Below are 16652 nucleotides of genomic sequence, written 5' to 3'. Positions count from 1 at the left end.
TCCATCATGCCTGCCTATCGTTCCCGCACCACCACCCATGGCCGCAACATGGCCGGCGCGCGCGGATTGTGGCGCGCGACGGGAATGAAGGACGGCGATTTCGGCAAGCCGATCATCGCGGTGGTCAACAGCTTCACCCAGTTCGTTCCGGGTCACGTCCACCTCAAGGATCTCGGCCAGCTGGTCGCGCGCGAGATCGAGGCGGCGGGCGGCGTGGCCAAGGAATTCAACACGATCGCGGTCGATGACGGGATCGCCATGGGGCATGACGGCATGCTCTATTCGCTGCCCAGCCGCGACCTCATCGCCGACAGTGTCGAATACATGGTCAACGCCCACTGCGCCGACGCGATGGTGTGCATCTCCAATTGCGACAAGATCACTCCGGGCATGTTGATGGCGGCATTGCGGCTCAACGTGCCCGCGGTCTTCGTCAGCGGCGGTCCGATGGAAGCCGGCAAGGTGGTGGTGAAGGGCAAGGAGGTCGCGCTCGACCTCGTCGATGCCATGGTCGCCGCGGCGGACGAGGCCTACACAGACGAGGAGGTCACCGCGATCGAGCAGAATGCCTGCCCCACCTGCGGCAGCTGCAGCGGCATGTTCACCGCCAATTCGATGAACTGCCTGACCGAGGCGCTGGGGCTCTCGCTCCCCGGAAATGGCTCGACGCTCGCCACCCATGCCGACCGCAAGGGCTTGTTCGAGCGCGCCGGGCGGCTCGTGGTCACTCTGGCCAAGCGCTATTACGAGGAGGACGACGAAAGCGTCCTGCCGCGCAGCATCGCCAGCTTCGAGGCTTTCGAGAATGCGATGAGCCTCGATATCGCCATGGGCGGCTCGACCAATACCGTGCTCCACCTGCTCGCCGCCGCGCATGAGGCGGGGGTCGATTTCACCATGGCGGACATCGACCGGCTCAGCCGGAAAGTGCCCTGCCTCAGCAAGGTCGCCCCGGCCAAGAGCGACGTTCACATGGAAGACGTCCACCGCGCGGGCGGGATCATGGCGATCCTCGGCGAGCTCGAGAAGGCTGGCCTGCTCCACACCGCGCTGCCCACCGTCCACAGCCCGACCATGGGCGATGCGCTGGACGACTGGGATATCGGCCGCACCGCGAACAACAAGGTGCGCGAATTCTTCGCCGCCGCGCCGGGCGGGGTGCCGACGCAGACCGCCTTCAGCCAGTCGCGCCGCTGGGAGGCTCTCGACCTCGACCGCGAGAACGGCGTGATCCGCAGCGCCGACCACGCCTTCAGCAAGGATGGCGGTCTCGCTGTGCTCTACGGCAATATCGCGCGCGACGGCTGCATCGTGAAGACCGCCGGCGTGGACGCGAGCATCCTGACCTTCTCGGGACAGGCCAAGGTCTACGAGAGCCAGGACGATGCGGTGACCGCGATCCTCACCGGGCAGGTGGTCGAGGGCGACGTGGTGGTGATCCGCTACGAAGGCCCGCGCGGCGGCCCGGGCATGCAGGAAATGCTCTATCCGACGAGCTACCTCAAGTCGAAGGGGCTGGGGGCGGCCTGCGCGCTGCTCACCGACGGGCGCTTCTCGGGCGGCACCTCGGGCCTTTCGATCGGCCACGTCTCGCCCGAGGCGGCCGAGGGCGGTGCGATCGGCCTGGTCGAGGACGGCGATCTCATCGAGATTTCCATTCCCGACCGCACGATCACATTGGCGGTAGCCGACGAGGTGCTCGCCGAGCGCCGCGCCGCGATGGAAGCACAGGGCTGGGCTCCCGCGAAGCCGCGGGAGCGCCGCGTCTCGCCCGCGCTCGAGGCCTATGCCGCCATGACCACCTCGGCCGCGCGCGGCGCGATCCGCGACGTCTCGCAGATCAAGCGCTGAGGCTTGCCCCCGCGCGTGGCGCGTGGCAGCGCGGGGCGATGGCAAAGGCGCGCATCCACTCGATTTCAACCATAGCCCTGCTGCTCGCGCTCGGGGCCTGCGGGCCTGCGCCCGAGCGCGACACAGGGCAGGCGGTCGCCTGCGCGCTCGACGGGGCCGAGGAATTCACCGGGCACTGCCGCCTGGTCGAGGTGGGCGAGGGCGAAGGCGCCTATTTCGTCATGCGTCATCCCGATGGCGGCTTCCGCAAGCTGGCGCCGGCCGACACGCCTTCGGGCTATGTCGAATTCGACGGTGCGCAAGAGGCGCGCAGCTGGCGCGAGGGCGACGATGTGGTGCTGGCGATCGGCCCGGATCGCTACCGCTGGGAGGAGCCGCGCGATGATTGACGCCGTCCTTACGGTCGAGCAGATGCGCGCGGCCGAGCGCGCGGCGATGGACGCCGGGGTCAGCGAATGGGAGCTGATGCAGCGCGCGGGCGAAGGGGCGGCGCAATGGATCATGCGCGTCGCCGCCGGGCGTCCGGTCGCGGTGCTCTGCGGCCCGGGCAACAATGGCGGCGACGGCTATGTCATCGCCGAGGCGCTAATCGGGGGAGGCTATGATGTGCAGGTCGTTGCGCCGGTCGAACCCCGGAGCGAGACCGCACGACGGGCGCGAAAACAATACTCCGGCGCGGTCTTCGCCGCGACCGCACTGCGCCAGCCGGTCGTGGTCGATTGCCTTTTCGGATACGGACTGGCACGCAGGGTCGAGGGTGATTTTGGTAAATTGCTCGAACAATTAGCGACAAACCATTGCTGTAAAATAGCAATTGATGTCCCCAGTGCGGTGGAGAGCGATACTGGAAGGGCGCTCGGCCCGCTGCCCGATTACGATCTCACCCTCGCGCTGGGCGCGTGGAAGCGGGCGCATGGGCTGATGCCCGCGATGGCGGCGATGGGGCAGCGGCGGCTGGTACCTATCGGGCTCGATCTCTCGGGCGCCACGGAAGAGCTATCCCGGCGGCCGCAACTGGCGCCACCCGCGCCCGATGCGCACAAATACCGGCGCGGACTGCTGGCGGTGGTCGCCGGCGCCATGCCCGGCGCGCCGTTGCTCGCCGCGGAGGCGGCAATGCGTGCCGGGGCGGGCTATGTGAAGCTGCTGAGCGACCATGAGCATATGGGCGCCCCGGCCGATCTGGTCATCGAGTGCGGCGATGTGGCGACCAAACTCGACGACGAGCGGATCGCGGCGGTGCTGGCGGGGCCGGGCCTCGGTCGCGACGAGTCCGCCCGAACACGCCTCGCTCACATACTCGCGTGCGGCAAGCCGGGCGTGCTCGACGCCGATGCGCTGCACCTGCTCGACCGGGAGCTTCTCGCGCAGGGCGACGCCGGCAAGCTGTGCGTGACCCCGCATGAGGGCGAACTTCAGAAACTGTGTGAAGTCTTCGGCGTCGGCGACGGAAGCAAGGCCGAGCGTGCGCGGCGACTTCATGACGTCACCGGCCTGACCGTTCTCGCCAAGGGCCCCGACACCGTGCTGGCAAGTGACGTCATGACGTCATTCTTCCCGCGCGGATCTAGCTGGCTTTCGGTGGCAGGAACCGGCGACGTGCTCGCCGGGATCGTCGCATCGCGGCTGGCGGTCCACGGCGATCCGCACCGCGCCTGCGAGGAAGGCGTGTGGCTCCACCACGAGGCCGCACGGCTGGCATCCCCCGCTTTTACCGCGGGCGGGCTTGCGCATGCGGTCGAACCGGCCATGGCGGCACTCTTGTGAGCGAAACCGAAACCGTCATCCGCATCGCCGCGCGCGGCGATGGCGTCACCCCGTCGGGGCGGCACGTCACGGGCGGCGTGCCGGGCGACACGGTCGACGCCGATGGTGCGCTGAGCCCGGGGCCGCACCATGCCACGCCGCCGTGCCCGCATTTCCCCACCTGCGGCGGATGCCAGCTGCAGCATGCCGACGAGGAGGCGCTGCGCGGCTTCGTGACCGATCGCGTGGCGCATGCCGCCGAGGGTCAGGGCCTGGCGATCGGCGAGCTGCTGCCGACGCATCTCTCGCCTCCTCACTCGCGCCGCCGCGCCACCCTGCACGCGTTGAAGGCGGGCAAGGGCGCCGTGGTGGGTTTTCGCGAAGGGGGCAGCCATCGCATCGTCGAGATGCGCGCCTGCCCCATCCTCGCGCCCGAGCTGTTCGCGCTGGTCGCGCCGCTGCGGGCGCTCGTCGCGGCCCATGGCGGACGCCAGGCGGTCGATATCGAGCTGACGCTGGCCGATCAGGGCGTCGACTGCATGCTCAAGGGCATCGCGGCGGAGGGGCTCGCGGCGACCGAAGCACTGCTCGATTTCGCGCGCGACCACGATCTCGCGCGGCTCTCGCTCGACCATGGCTACGGTCCCGAGACGGTGTGGGAACCGCAACCGCTGACGATCACGCTGGGCCAGATCCCCGTGCCTTTCCCGCACGGCAGCTTCCTCCAGCCGACGCGCGACGGCGAACAGGCCCTGGTTGCCGATGCCTGCGCCTATCTCGCGGGGGCGGCGACCGTGGCGGACCTCTTCTCGGGCCTCGGTACCTTCGCCTTCGCGCTGGCGGGTCCGCGCAAGGTGCTGGCGGTGGAGGCGGCACGCGATGCGCATCTCGCCTGCAAGGCGGTCGCCAACGCACGCGGCGTGCCGGTGCTGGCGATGCACCGGGATCTGTTCCGCAACCCGCTCCAGGCCGAGGAAGCGGCCCGTTTCGGCGCGCTGCTGCTCGATCCGCCGCGCGCCGGCGCCCGCGAGCAGGTGGCCCAGATCGCCAGGAGCGGGGCGGAGCGCGTCGCCTATGTCAGCTGCAATCCGGCGAGCTGGGCGCGCGATGCGAAGCTGCTGGTCGACTCGGGCTTCCGGCTCGAGAAACTGCGGCCTGTAGGCCAGTTCCGCTGGTCGACGCATGTCGAACTGACCAGCTATTTCACCCGCTAGGGGGCGAGCGCCTCGATCAGCCGGGCGTGCAGCCAGTCGCGCGCCTCGGGGCTCGAATAGGCGTGATCGGCGCCCGGGCAACGCGCGATCCGCGTGTCGCCCGCGTCCCACCTGTCGGCGAAGACCTGCGCGGTCCGGTCGCCCTCGGCGAGAAGGATCCGCGCCAGGCCGGGGAATTCGGCGAGGCCCTGTCGCATTTCTTCGGCAAGCGAAGAGGGGGCGCTGCGCGGCTGCGAGGCACGCAAGAGCCCGCGGGTCAGCTTCTTGAGATCGACGCCGCCTGAGACAAGGCGGATAACTTCCTTGGGATTCTTGAGTTTTTCGAGATAGCGCGCACGGATTGCCGCGGGCGGAGGCGTCGCGTCCTCGCTGTCTTCGATGGTCCAGGGATTGCTAAGGACCAGCGCGTCGCATCCCGCGCCTCCCGCCAGCATCAGCGCGCTTGCTGCGTCGCAATTGCCGAAACCGACGATGCGCTCGACCTGCGGCGCCATGGCCCGGAAGGCTAGCAGCGCAGCGGCGATGTCTTTGGTCGAGCGGCGGAAGCCGCGGTTCTCGCCCTCGCTGTCGCCGATCCCGCGACGGTCGAAGCGGAACACGGGGAAGCCCGCCGCCGCAATCTCCGCCGCCAGTCGCGCCTGCCCGTTGAAGGCACCCGCGCGGATCTCGTTGCCGCCGCTCACAAGGAGCAACCCGGTCTTGCCCGGCGCCGTGTCGAGCGTCGCGCCGCAGCGGGCGCCCTGGCATTCGAAAGTGAGCGGCAGGCGGCTCATGCGTCGGCCATTCCCGCTGCGACTAGTGCTGCCAGCGCGTCGGCCTGCGCAGGATCGACGTCGTTCTCGGCACGCAGCCACAGCGGCTTGCCCCCGACCTCGGCCTGTTCGATCGCCGTCAGTGCCTCGGGAAGCACGAAGGCGTTCTCCTCGAGTTCGCGCACCAGTTCCGCACCCAGCGGCCATCCGGCGAGTTCGAGGCCTCGCTCGCGCCCCTCGACCAGCAGCGCCTCCGCGCTCTCGCTCCGACCGGCCTCGCGCGCGGCCAGCGTGCGCGCGCGGAGCATGCCCCGCAGCACCTGGCCCGGCTTGGCCGGGGCATAGGCCCATCCGGCAGATCCCTCGGGTGCCAGCCATGCCCCCGATCGGATGGCGAGGACGCGCCCGGTGCGGAAATGCGTCGCGGCGGCCGCGACGGTCGCCCGCCAACGGGTGATGCTCTGTTCGCCGTGCGGCGCTAGGCTCTCGTTGCAGCCGGGCAGGTCAGGGACGAAACAGTCTATCCCCTGTGCATCAAGGCGACGCATGATTTCAAAGGTTTGATGGCGAAACTTGTTGGCTTCGTCGAACAGGGGCGCGATCACCAGCAGACGCTTCGACCGTGCATGATCGAAGCCCAGCACCATTTCCTCGCCCGGCGAGCCATCGGGCTGCGGGCAAGGCCAGGATGCGTACATCGCAGGGTTTATCCCTCGACGACCTTGGCTTCGGCGAAGGCGAGCAGGCCGCCATAGGTCTCGAGCATCTCGCCATCGACGTCCTCATCCTCGATCACGATGTCGAGCCGGTCCTCCATCTCGGTGAGCAGGCCGGCGACCGCCATGGAATCGAGTTCGGGGAGATGGCCGAACAGGCCGGTATCGCCGTCGAAGCCCTCGACCTGCTCCCGGTCGAGGCCGAGCACGTCGCACAGGATCGCGCGCAGCGTCTGGTCGATATCGCTGCGGCTTGGCCCGGTCGGCGCGGCATTTGCGGTTTCGGCGGTCATTCCTGAGGCTTCCCCTGCTTCGAAGGCGATGCCCTTAGCTGGGCCGTTTGTGCGGTGCAAGGTGGCGCAGGAGCGCCCTGGCGAGTGCCGGCCATGCGGTCGGTTGCCGCCAGTCGAGACAGGTGAGGCGATAGCGTGGACGGTTTACTTCCATCCAGTCTCGCTTGTAGGCATCGCTGCCGGTGCCGAAATCGACCAGCTCGACCCGGTCGGTATCGATGACATGCTCGAACAGCGCGGCGCTGAGCGTCGTCCCGGCCGAGAGCGGCTTGGCCGCTTCCGTGTGTGCCAGCTTGTGGATGTAGGCGGTGCGGTTTTCGACGGTCCAGAATTGCGCGGCCACGGGCACGCCTTCGGCGCGGGCGATGCCCAGGCGGATGCGCCCCGCATCGCCTTCGGCGCGGGCGAAGGCCTCGAGGATGTCGGCGCGCTCCTCCTCGGGTTTCCAGCTCTCGGCGTAGATCGCCTGATAGCCCTGCCACGCAGCCTCGTCGAAGCGAGTGAGTATTTCGACTTCGACCTTCTTCGCCTTGCGCTTGAGCGTGGTGCGCATCTTGCCGGGCCGCGTCGACCAATAGTCGGCGAAGCTGCGTCCCGACACGGGGAGCACGTGGTTCTCGTCGCAGGGCTCGCCGAAGACGACCCAGCCGGCGGCGCGGAAGGCGTCTTCGATCCGGGTGGCGCTGCCGTCCTCGCCGGGAAGCGGTGACAGCGTGATGCGGTGGGTGCGTTTGCGCAGATCGCCGGCGAGGGCAGTGAGCAGGCGGGGGTCCCGGCCCAAAGGCTGCCAGGTGAAGCTGAACCAGTTGGTCAGGCTGGCGAACCCGTCATCGGTACGGCGCAAGGCCAGCGCCACGCGGTCGCCGCCCCCTTCGGCCATCGCGATCAGCGGCTTGTCCAGCAGCGCGAACCAGTCGAGCCTGTCGAAAGGCCCGGCCGCGGGCCAATCCAGCGCTTGCAGTTTGGTAAGGCTGTCGTGATAGCTGACCGCGATGTCCACCCGGAATTCCTCGCTCAGGAGCGTTAATGCCTGATCCCACGCCCTATCCGCTCGATCAACTGGCCGAGCGCGGACGTGCACAGGCGCCTGCGCTGGTGCTGCGCGATCGCACGGTTAGCTTCGAGGAGTTGAGGAAACGTGTCGCCCTGCTCGCCGGGTGGCTGGAGACGAAAACCGGGAAGGGTGCCCGTGTGGCGAGCTGGGCGGCCAAGGGCGAGCTAACCTGCCTGCTGCCGCTCGCGGCGGCGCGGGCCGGGCTGGTCCATGTGCCGATCAACCCCCTGCTCAAGCGTACGCAGGTGGCGCATATCCTGTCCGACAGCGGCGCGGTGCTGCTGATGGGCACGAAGGCGCGGCTCGCGTCGCTCGAAGAGGGCGATGCGCCGGCGGACTGCCAGATCCTCGACGAAGGCGAAGTGCTGGCACAAGCGGAGGCCTGGGGCAGGGCGCTCGGCCCCTCGGACCATGATCCCGGCGCCCTGGCGGCGATCCTCTACACCAGCGGTTCGACCGGCAAGCCCAAGGGCGTCATGCTGAGTCATGCGAACATGTGGCTCGGCGCGGTCAGCGTGGCGCACTACCTCGGCCTCGAGGAAGACGACGTCACGCTAGCCGTGCTGCCGCTGAGCTTCGACTATGGTCAGAACCAGCTGCTTTCGACCTGGTATGCCGGAGGCAGCGTCGTCCCGCTCGACTTTCTCTTCCCGCGCGACGTGGCCAAGGCCTGCGCCAGCCATGGTGTGACCACGCTTGCGGCAGTGCCGCCGCTGTGGGTTCAGCTGACCGGGCTGGAATGGCCGGACCAAGCGGTCGCGAGCATGCGGCGGCTGACCAATTCGGGCGGAGCACTGACCGTCGATCTGGTGCGAGATCTGCGTACCAAGTTTCCGGAAACGAAGCTTTTTCCCATGTATGGCCTGACCGAAGCCTTCCGCTCGACCTTTCTCGACCCGGCGCTTGTCGATACGCACCCGACCTCGATGGGCAAGGCCATTCCCTTCGCCGAAATCCTCGTCATCGCCGACGATGGCACGCCCGCTGCGGCAGGGCAGGAGGGCGAGCTGGTCCATTGCGGGCCGCTGGTGGCGCAAGGATACTGGCAGGATGCCGAGCGCACCGCCGAGCGGTTCAAGCCTGCGCCGGCCATGTCCGAACACGGGGGCACGGCGGTCTGGTCGGGCGACCGGGTCAGGCGGGACGATGACGGCCTGCTCTATTTCGTCGGCCGCCGCGATGCGATGATCAAGAGCGCGGGCAACCGCATCAGCCCGCAGGAAATCGAGACTGCGGCGCTTGCTACCGGGCTGGTTGCCGAGGCCGTCGCGCTGGGGGTCAAGGACGAACGCCTCGGGCACGAGATCCATCTCGTGGTGCGTCCCGCAGCCGGTGCTGCCGATGCCGAGGCGGCGCTGCCCAGGGCCTTGCAGAAGGAGCTGCCCAATTTCATGCAACCGCATGTCATCCACTGGCGCGAAAGCCTGCCGCTCAATCCCAATGGCAAGCTCGACCGGACGGCGATCGCAGCGGAGATCGGCGCGTGAAGCCGCTCGGTCCCATTCCGCAGGGCTACGCAGCCATCGATGGCGAGCTGGCGATCGGCGGCAGGCCTGCGAGCCATTGGGTCGAGCAGGCAGGGCGGACCCCGCTGTTCGTCTATTCGCAGGATCTGATCGCGCGGCGCCTTGCCGCGCTGCGAGCGGCTATGCCAGATCGATTGAAGATCAATTACGCGATTAAAGCCAACAGCTTTGCCCCACTTTTGAAGTTCGTTTCCAACCTAGTTGATGGGCTCGATATCGCCTCGGGCGGTGAGTTGGAAATGGTCCGGGAGAGCGGTTTCGATCTGGCGCGCGTGAGCTTCGCAGGACCGGGCAAGCGCGAGGAGGAAATCGAGGCGGCGATCGCCGCCGGCGTCACCCTCAACCTCGAAAGCGAGACTGAAGCCGAGCGCGCATTCGCCATTGCCGAGCGTCTCGGGGCGCGGCCGCGCCTGGCGGTCCGGGTCAATCCGGATTTCGAACTCAAGGGTTCGGGCATGAAAATGGGCGGCGGTGCCAAGCCTTTCGGCGTCGACGCCGAGCGGGTCCCGGCGCTGATCCGGCGCATCGTCGAGGCGGGAGCCGAATTCCGCGGCCTGCATATCTTCACCGGCAGCCAGGCGCTCTCGGCCGAAGCGGTCATCGACATGCAGGCCAAGGTGCTCGACTGCGCCGATCGCCTGGCGAGCGAAGCGCAAGTGACCCTGCCCAAGCTCAACATGGGCGGGGGCTTCGGCATCCCTTATTTCCCCGGCGATGCCCCGCTCGATATCGCGGCGGTAGGCGCCGCGCTGGAGGATCGTTTCTCCGACCTGCCCGACACGCTCGCGGATGCCGAACTCTTTATCGAGCTTGGCCGCTATCTCGTTGGAGAAGCAGGGGTTTATCTCACCAGCATCATCGACCGGAAGGTCAGCTACGGCGAAACCTATCTCGTCACCGACGGCGGGCTGCACCACCAGCTCGCCGCCTCGGGCAATTTCGGCACCGTGGTGCGGCGCAACTACCCCGTCGCCATAGCCAGCCGTTTTGACGCCGAGGGGGAGGAAGAAGTCAATGTCGTCGGCTGCCTGTGCACACCGCTCGATCGCCTCGCCGACAAGGCGCTGCTCCCGCGTGCGGCGGTGGGCGATCTGGTCGCGGTCTTCTGTGCGGGGGCCTATGGCGCGAACGCGTCACCCAGTGCCTTTCTGGGACAGGGTCCTGCAGCCGAAATGCTTGTCTGAAACCTCTGTGATAAGGCGCGCAAAACGCGGGATTTCGGCGTGGTCGCTGTCCCATGGCTAACCGACTGTTCACCTTTTTCGGGCAATAGTCGGTTCAATCAGGCGATTATCGGGCGCAGCATGCGTCCGGATCGACCGCGGACGAGACCAGGGATACACATATGCGTTTCACCCGAACTGCCAGCCTGCTTGCCGGATGCGCCGCATCCACGCTCGTGCTGGGCGGCTGCGCCGCCGGGCCGGAGACCGAGCTGCCGCCGGCGACCTTCGTGGCCATGCAGGAAGGGCCCGGCGAGGAATATGTCATCGGCCCGCTCGACGAGCTGACCATCCATGTGTGGCGCAATCCCGAACTGGGCGCGGAGAAGATCCAGGTGCGCCCCGACGGACGCATCACCATCCCGCTGGTCAAGGACATGCCTGCTGTGGGCAAGACTCCCTCGATGCTCGAGGAGGACATCCGCCTCCAGCTGAGCCAGTATATCGAGGATCCGCTGGTTTCGGTGATCGTCAACGAATTCGCCGGCACCTTCAGCCAGCAGGTCCGCATCGTCGGTGCGACCGAAAAGCCGGCCTCGCTGCCTTATCGCGCGAACATGACCGTGCTCGACGCGATGATCGCGGTCGGCGGCCTGTCCGAATTCGCCGCCGGCAACCGCGCCAAGCTGATCCGTTTCGACAAGCAGCTCGGCCGCCAGCGCGAATATGCGCTGCGCCTGAGCGACCTGCTCAAACACGGCGACAGCAAGGCCAATGTCCTCCTCCAGCCGGGCGATGTGATCATCATCCCCGAAAGCACGTTCTAGAAGGGGCCGGGGGGCATGCAGGACGTTCTCGACGAACTTCGCAGCGCGCTGCATACGGTGTGGAACCGCCGCTGGGTCGCGCTCGCCGTGGCCTGGGTTGTCTGCATCCTCGGCTGGCTCGCGGTCGCCTTCATCCCCAACAGCTATGAAAGCCGCGCGCGGATCTATGTCGAGCTCGAGGACGTGCTGTCCGAGCAGCTCGATATTTCGGGCGACGGCAAGCAGGCGATCACCAAGGTCCGCCAGACGCTGGTCAGCGCGGTCAATCTCGAGCGCGTGATCCGCAGCACCAAGCTCGGCGAAAAGATCGCCACCGATGCCGAAATGCAGGGCGCGGTGCAGGATCTGACCAAGAACATCGTGGTCAAAAGCGAGGAGGACAACCTCTTCGAGATCACCGCAACGGTCGGCAAATCCAGCCTCAGCGACGCGGAAAACGCCGCGCTTGCCAAGGATGTGGTGCAGAGTCTGATCGACATCTTCCGCGAGTCCAACATCGCCGGCAATCGCGGCGAAGTCGCAGGAACCCTCGCCTTCCTCGACCAGCAGCTCGACGATCGCAAGCGTGAGCTCGAGGCGGCCGAACAGCGGCGCCTGGCCTTCGAGGCCGAACATCCCGACCTTATCGGGGGCACCGGCACGGTGTCGAGCCGCCTCCAGACCATGCGGACCGAAATGCGCGGGATCGATGCCGATATCGCTGCGGCGCAGAGCGCGCTGGCGGCGATCAACGGGCAGATTTCGAGCACGCCGCGCAGCATACTGACCTCCGAAAGCGGCGGCGCGCGGGGCGCGCTGCTGCAGGCGCAGGCACAGCTTGCCGCGATGCGCGCGAAGGGCCTGACCGACAGCCATCCCGACATTCAGGCGCAGAAGCGCCAGATCGACGCGCTGCGCGACCAGGCGGCCGGCGAGCCGGCCGGCTCGAGCGGATCGCCCAATCCGGCCTATACTTCGCTGGTGTCGATCCGCGCCGAACGCCAAGCCAATGTCCAGGCACTCGAGGCGCGCAAGGCCGCGCTCCAGTCGGACATCTCGGCGATGATCGCGACGCAGGCCGACGAGCCTGCAGTGGCGGCCGAAGCCAACCGCATCAGCCGCGACTACGAGGTGCTCAAGGGCAAGTATGACGAACTGCTCAAGAACCGCGAGGAAATGCGCCTGCGCGGGCAGGTGGAAACCGAGCGCAGCGCCTTCCAGTTCGAGGTGATCGATCCTCCGACCGCCCCGCGCAATCCCGCGGCACCCAACCGGCCCCTGCTTCTGCTCGGCGTGCTGGTCGTGGGTATCGCCGTGGGCAGCGGCGTGGCCTTCTTGATGGGTCAGATCAAGTCGAGCTTCACCACCGCCGAGAAGCTCGAGCGGACGCTCGACCTTCCGGTCATCGGGACGATCTCGCGCTCGATGACCGACGCTGCGAGGGTGCGCGAAAAGCTGCGCCTCAAGCAGTTTCTTGCCGGTGCCGGCGGTTTGGGAGCCGTGTGCTTCCTGCTGCTGGTGGTCGAAATGATCCAGGTCGGCTCGGTGGCCTGAGGGGGATACGTGTCAGTGAACAAGCCCACCAACATCGAGCCGCCCAAGGATGGTGCGAAGGACGAGAGCGCCAAGCCCAAGCGCGGCTCGCTGCTCGAACGCGCCAGCGGCACCTTCGGCTTCGACAAGCTCGCGCCCGCCGCGGTGCCGGACAAGCTGGATAGCGACAAGGCCAAGAAATTCGCCCCCAGGCGCACGACGGAAACGCCTGCGTCGGCCCCGACCTCCGCCGAGCCGCCCCGTCGCCGGGCCTCGGACTGGATCGGCGAGGCGACCGCGCCCGACGCCGCACCCACGGCAGCGACGCCTGCTGCGCCCGCCGAGCCCGATGGTCCCGCCGTTTCCTTCAGCGGAGCCAAGCGCGAAATCGTCCGCTCGCTGCTGCGCGAGCAGGGCCTGATCGATCCCGATGGCGGCGCCTCGATGCTGCTTGAGGAATTCCGCATCGTGAAGCGCCAGGTCCTCGCGTCCGCCAAGGCCGCCGGCACCCAGCATGCGCGCCGGGTGCTCGTCTGCTCGCCGCATCCCAACGAGGGCAAGACCTTCTGTGCGCTCAACCTGGCGATCGCGCTGGCTGGCGAGCGCGACATGGAAGTGCTGCTGATCGATGCCGATTTCGGCAAGCCCTCGATCATGGCCAAGCTCGGCCTCGATGCGGGCAAGGGCTTCATGGACGTGCTCGCCGACCCCTCGGCGCATGTCGAGGACTACGTCGTCGGGACCGACATTCCCGGCCTGTTCGTGCTGCCTGCGGGCCAGCGCACCGGACGCGACAGCGAATATCTCGCCAGCGAACGGACCTGGTCGGTCCTCAACCGCCTGACCCGCGGCGCGCCCAACCGGGTGATCGTGTTCGACAGCCCGCCCGCGCTCGCCGCGACCCCGGCCGCCGAGCTCGCCAAGCATGTCGGCCAGGCGCTGCTCGTCGCGCGCGCAGACATGACCGGTCGCGCCGCGCTCGAGGACGCGATCGATCTCCTGTCGGCCTGTCCAGACATCAAGCTGCTGCTCAATGATGCGACCTTCAGTCCGAGCGGCCGCAAGTTCGGCACCTATTACGGATATGGGGAGTAAACCCATGGCCCATTGCACGAAATTCGCGTTGTTTGCCGCCACCACGCTGGGCGCGGCGCTGCTCCACGGGGTGCCGCTGCACGCGCAGTCCTACGAGGGCGCCGATTCCGGCGACAGCGAGTCCGAACGCGTCGCCTATGGCGGCGGGCGGACCAGCATCGATCCCTATATCGAGGCCAACTCGCTCGCCAGTTGGCAGATTTCGCCGGGCAGCGATGTCGTCACCTACACCCAGCTCGCCGCCGGGGTGGATGCCTCGATCGTCGGTCGCAACAACGGCGGCAGCGTCTCGCTGCGCTACGAACGCAATTTCGCGCATCAGTCGGAAGGCGCCGATTCGGACACCATCACCGGGGTCGCGCGCGGCTACGCCTCGATCATCCCGCGCGTCCTGACTGTGGAAGCCGGTGCGCTCGCCAGCAGCACGCGTGTCGATGCGCAGGGCCGCTCGGTGATCAACCCGATCGTCGACGACAATCTCACCACCCAGACCTATTCGGCCTACGCCGGACCGACCCTGCAGACGCGTGCGGGCGACGTCGACGTCAGCGCGAACTATCGCATCGGTTACACGCGCGTCGACGGACCCGATTTCGTGACCACCACGGGGACCACGGCGGACCTGTTCGACGAGAGCATCACGCATAGCGCGAACCTGCGCGCGGGAACGCGCCCGGGCGAACCGCTGCCCGTCGGGATCGGCGTCGGCGCGGGCTATTACCAAGAGGATGTCTCCAACCTCGACCAGCGCGTGCGCGATGCCTACGTCCGCGGCGACGTGACCGTGCCGCTTTCGCCGACGCTGGCCGTCGTCGCCGGCGCGGGTGTCGAGGACGTCGAGGTTTCGAGCCGCGATGCGGTGCGCGACGCGGCGGGCAACCCGGTGATCGGCACCGACGGTCGCTATGTCACCGATCCGGCGAGCCCGCGCATCATCGCCTACGAGGCGAGCGGACTGATCTGGGACGTCGGCGTGGTCTGGTCGCCCAGCAGCCGTACCCAGCTCGAGGCGCATTTCGGACATCGCTACGACAGCGAGACCTTCTACGGCAATTTCAGCTGGAGGCCGAGCAGCCGCAGCAACCTCTCGATCGGCGTCTATGACGGGATCCAGGGCTTCGGCGGCCGCCTGAACAATGCGCTCGCCGCGCTGCCGACCGATTTCACCGTCACCCGCGACCCCGTCACGGGCGAGCTGACCGGATGCGTCAACACGCTCGACGGCAGTGGATGCCTAGACGGCCTGTTCGGCTCGGTGCGCTCCTCGGTCTTCCGCGGGCGCGGCGTGGTCGCCAGCTATTCGCGCCAGATCGGCCGCATGACCGCGCAGGTCGGCGCCGGATACGACCGGCGCAAGTTCATCGGCGCGCCGGGCACGGTGCTCGCACTCGCCGACGGCGTGGTCGACGAAAGCTACTATGTGGCGGCAGGGCTCGGCGGTCCGGTCGGCCCGCGCGGTTCCTTCTCGGTCAACACCTATGCCAGCTGGTTCGACAGCGGCACGGCCGGCGCCGGCGATGTCAGCGCGATCGGCGGTTCGGCGAGCTACAGCGAAGAGGTGTTCCGCAACCTTTCGGCCCGCGCTGCGGTGGCGATTTCGATGCTCGACAGCGATCTCGCACCGGATAACTTCACGACCGCATCGGCCCTCCTCGGCCTGCGCTACGATTTCTGATAGGACGCACCTGATGTACGAAGAATTCTACGGTTTCAGCGAGCGGCCTTTCCAGCTCACTCCCGATCCGGCGTTCTATTTCGAGAGCGTCACGCACAAGAAGGCGCTGAGCTATCTTGGCTATGGCCTCAACCAGGGCGAGGGCTTCATCGTCATCACCGGCGAGGTCGGCTCGGGCAAGTCGACGTTGGTCGCGCATCTCAAGCAGAAGCTCGACGACAAGCGCATGACCGTGGGCGAGGTCGTCACCAGCGCGCTCGACGGCGAGGAAATGATCCACGTCGCCGCGCGCAGCTTCGGTCTCGACGTCGAGGGCGGCGACAAGGCCGCCGCGCTCGCCTCGATCGAGCTCTTCCTGCACGAGGAAGCCCGCCACGGGCGGCGCTGCCTGCTGATCGTCGACGAGGCGCAGAACCTCTCGATCGGGGCGCTCGAAGAGCTGCGCATGCTGTCGAACTTCCAGCTCGGCTCGCATCCGCTGCTGCAGACGCTGTTGCTCGGCCAGCCTGAGTTCAAGCAGCTGCTGGCGCATTCGGACGAGCTTGAGCAGCTGCGCCAGCGCGTCATCGCCGCGCACCACCTGGAACCGATGCAGCCGGGCGAAATCGAACCCTACGTGATGCATCGCCTGCACCACGTCGGCTGGAACGGCACTCCGGAGATGGCCAGCGGCATCTGGGTCAAGCTGCACAAGGCCACCGGGGGCATCCCGCGCAAGGTCAACCAGGTCATGACCCGCCTGCTGCTGCTGGGTGCGGTCGAGGAACAGGCCGTTCTCGAACCCGACATGCTCGATGCGGTGGTCGAGGAGATGGCCGGCGACGCGGCACCCGAGGTGCCGGTTGCGGCGAAGCGGCGCCCGGATCGCGATCTTCCCGCAGCCGACGCGATTGCACGCGCGCGCGACGAGGACCGGCCGTCAGCGGCAGCTCCCGCCGCGGAGCCCGACCCGACGCGCGAGAAGGGTCTGCTCGATCATCAGATCGAAGCGATCGAGGCCGCCTTCGCCGAGCGCGACAAGCATCTCGCCTCGTTGCGCCGCGAAGTCGAAAGAATGGGTGAGAATCGCGCCTCGGGCGATATGTCCGAGGAAGTCGATCAGCGCCTGGCGGCGATCGAGGCGCGGCTCGACGAGCAGGAACGCTCGCTGCGCCATGTGCTGACCATGATGATCGACTATTTCGAAGCGCAAGGGTCGCGCGCGGCCGCATAGCTTTCGGGAGGGGGC

Annotated in this window: 15 protein-coding genes; 11 read left to right on the top strand and 4 right to left on the bottom strand. The window is 67.7% G+C overall.

Features of this window, described 5'->3' with window-relative positions:
* Positions 1-6 precede the first annotated feature (6 nt).
* The 4 genes from ilvD to ACN4E0_RS08350 are packed head-to-tail and all read left to right on the top strand — an operon-like array spanning position 7 to position 4811.
* Complete coding sequence (gene ilvD, locus ACN4E0_RS08365; RefSeq protein ID WP_419567084.1) at positions 7-1851, top strand: dihydroxy-acid dehydratase; 1845 nt, start codon at positions 7-9, stop codon at positions 1849-1851.
* Positions 1852-1889: 38 nt separating this feature from the next.
* Positions 1890-2240: a hypothetical protein gene (locus ACN4E0_RS08360; protein ID WP_419567082.1), complete on the top strand. Its 351-nt coding sequence runs from the start codon at positions 1890-1892 to the stop codon at positions 2238-2240.
* Positions 2233-3618, top strand: a complete 1386-nt coding sequence (locus ACN4E0_RS08355; RefSeq protein WP_419567081.1) for an NAD(P)H-hydrate dehydratase — start codon at positions 2233-2235, stop codon at positions 3616-3618. Before ACN4E0_RS08360 ends, ACN4E0_RS08355 begins: the two co-directional genes overlap by 8 nt.
* Complete coding sequence (locus ACN4E0_RS08350; RefSeq protein ID WP_419567080.1) at positions 3615-4811, top strand: class I SAM-dependent RNA methyltransferase; 1197 nt, start codon at positions 3615-3617, stop codon at positions 4809-4811. The genes ACN4E0_RS08355 and ACN4E0_RS08350 overlap by 4 nt, the downstream gene beginning before the upstream one ends.
* Here ACN4E0_RS08350 and ACN4E0_RS08345 read toward each other — a convergent pair.
* From ACN4E0_RS08345 to ACN4E0_RS08330, 4 genes are read right to left on the bottom strand one after another with little or no spacing between them, the layout of a single operon-like run.
* Entirely contained in the window at positions 4808-5584 is a 777-nt protein-coding gene (locus ACN4E0_RS08345; protein WP_419567078.1) for a hydrolase 1, exosortase A system-associated, read from the bottom strand. The genes ACN4E0_RS08350 and ACN4E0_RS08345 overlap by 4 nt on opposite strands.
* Positions 5581-6261: a hypothetical protein gene (locus ACN4E0_RS08340; protein ID WP_419567077.1), complete on the bottom strand. Its 681-nt coding sequence runs from the start codon at positions 6259-6261 to the stop codon at positions 5581-5583. Before ACN4E0_RS08340 ends, ACN4E0_RS08345 begins: the two co-directional genes overlap by 4 nt.
* Before the next feature lie 8 nt (positions 6262-6269).
* Complete coding sequence (locus ACN4E0_RS08335; RefSeq protein WP_370034023.1) at positions 6270-6572, bottom strand: acyl carrier protein; 303 nt, start codon at positions 6570-6572, stop codon at positions 6270-6272.
* A gap of 34 nt (positions 6573-6606) precedes the next feature.
* On the bottom strand, positions 6607-7572 hold the full coding sequence (locus tag ACN4E0_RS08330; protein WP_419567076.1) for a GNAT family N-acetyltransferase: 966 nt from the start codon (positions 7570-7572) through the stop codon (positions 6607-6609).
* Positions 7573-7598: 26 nt separating this feature from the next.
* Here ACN4E0_RS08330 and ACN4E0_RS08325 point away from each other — a divergent pair, with 26 nt between their 5' ends.
* The 7 genes from ACN4E0_RS08325 to ACN4E0_RS08295 all read left to right on the top strand — a co-directional run bounded on the left by ACN4E0_RS08325 (position 7599) and on the right by ACN4E0_RS08295 (position 16637).
* Positions 7599-9113 carry an acyl-CoA ligase (AMP-forming), exosortase A system-associated gene (locus tag ACN4E0_RS08325; RefSeq protein WP_419567075.1) on the top strand — a complete coding sequence of 505 codons (1515 nt, stop codon included), beginning with the start codon at positions 7599-7601 and terminating at the stop codon, positions 9111-9113.
* On the top strand, positions 9110-10336 hold the full coding sequence (locus ACN4E0_RS08320; protein WP_419567074.1) for a pyridoxal-dependent decarboxylase, exosortase A system-associated: 1227 nt from the start codon (positions 9110-9112) through the stop codon (positions 10334-10336). The genes ACN4E0_RS08325 and ACN4E0_RS08320 overlap by 4 nt, the downstream gene beginning before the upstream one ends.
* A gap of 161 nt (positions 10337-10497) precedes the next feature.
* A complete protein-coding gene (locus ACN4E0_RS08315; protein WP_419567073.1) occupies positions 10498-11142 on the top strand; it encodes an XrtA/PEP-CTERM system exopolysaccharide export protein in 645 nt (214 codons plus the stop codon).
* Positions 11143-11157: 15 nt separating this feature from the next.
* Positions 11158-12675 (top strand): XrtA system polysaccharide chain length determinant, encoded by a 1518-nt coding sequence (locus ACN4E0_RS08310; RefSeq protein WP_419567072.1) that lies wholly within the window; start codon positions 11158-11160, stop codon positions 12673-12675.
* 15 nt (positions 12676-12690) lie between these two features.
* Entirely contained in the window at positions 12691-13749 is a 1059-nt protein-coding gene (locus ACN4E0_RS08305; protein ID WP_419567070.1) for a capsular biosynthesis protein, read from the top strand.
* Between the two features lie 4 nt (positions 13750-13753).
* Entirely contained in the window at positions 13754-15424 is a 1671-nt protein-coding gene (locus ACN4E0_RS08300; protein ID WP_419567069.1) for a preprotein translocase subunit YajC, read from the top strand.
* 13 nt (positions 15425-15437) lie between these two features.
* A complete protein-coding gene (locus ACN4E0_RS08295) occupies positions 15438-16637 on the top strand; it encodes an XrtA/PEP-CTERM system-associated ATPase (protein WP_419567067.1) in 1200 nt (399 codons plus the stop codon).
* Positions 16638-16652: the final 15 nt, after the last annotated feature.

Origin of the sequence: Qipengyuania sp., assembly GCF_048550555.1 — a bacterium.
Classification (GTDB): domain Bacteria; phylum Pseudomonadota; class Alphaproteobacteria; order Sphingomonadales; family Sphingomonadaceae; genus Qipengyuania.
This window is presented reverse-complemented; position numbering and strand designations above follow the sequence as displayed.

What these genes read in the sequence shown, in the direction of transcription:
- ACN4E0_RS08315 (WP_419567073.1), top strand. Translation starts at nt 10,498, where the DNA reads ATGCGTTTCACCCGAACTGCCAGCCTGCTTGCCGGATGCGCCGCATCC.
- ACN4E0_RS08355 (WP_419567081.1), top strand. Translation starts at nt 2,233, where the DNA reads ATGATTGACGCCGTCCTTACGGTCGAGCAGATGCGCGCGGCCGAGCGC.
- ACN4E0_RS08325 (WP_419567075.1), top strand. Translation starts at nt 7,599, where the DNA reads ATGCCTGATCCCACGCCCTATCCGCTCGATCAACTGGCCGAGCGCGGA.
- ACN4E0_RS08295 (WP_419567067.1), top strand. Translation starts at nt 15,438, where the DNA reads ATGTACGAAGAATTCTACGGTTTCAGCGAGCGGCCTTTCCAGCTCACT.
- ilvD (WP_419567084.1), top strand. Translation starts at nt 7, where the DNA reads ATGCCTGCCTATCGTTCCCGCACCACCACCCATGGCCGCAACATGGCC.
- ACN4E0_RS08300 (WP_419567069.1), top strand. Translation starts at nt 13,754, where the DNA reads ATGGCCCATTGCACGAAATTCGCGTTGTTTGCCGCCACCACGCTGGGC.
- ACN4E0_RS08340 (WP_419567077.1), bottom strand. Translation starts at nt 6,261, where the DNA reads ATGTACGCATCCTGGCCTTGCCCGCAGCCCGATGGCTCGCCGGGCGAG.
- ACN4E0_RS08310 (WP_419567072.1), top strand. Translation starts at nt 11,158, where the DNA reads ATGCAGGACGTTCTCGACGAACTTCGCAGCGCGCTGCATACGGTGTGG.
- ACN4E0_RS08335 (WP_370034023.1), bottom strand. Translation starts at nt 6,572, where the DNA reads ATGACCGCCGAAACCGCAAATGCCGCGCCGACCGGGCCAAGCCGCAGC.
- ACN4E0_RS08345 (WP_419567078.1), bottom strand. Translation starts at nt 5,584, where the DNA reads ATGAGCCGCCTGCCGCTCACTTTCGAATGCCAGGGCGCCCGCTGCGGC.
- ACN4E0_RS08360 (WP_419567082.1), top strand. Translation starts at nt 1,890, where the DNA reads ATGGCAAAGGCGCGCATCCACTCGATTTCAACCATAGCCCTGCTGCTC.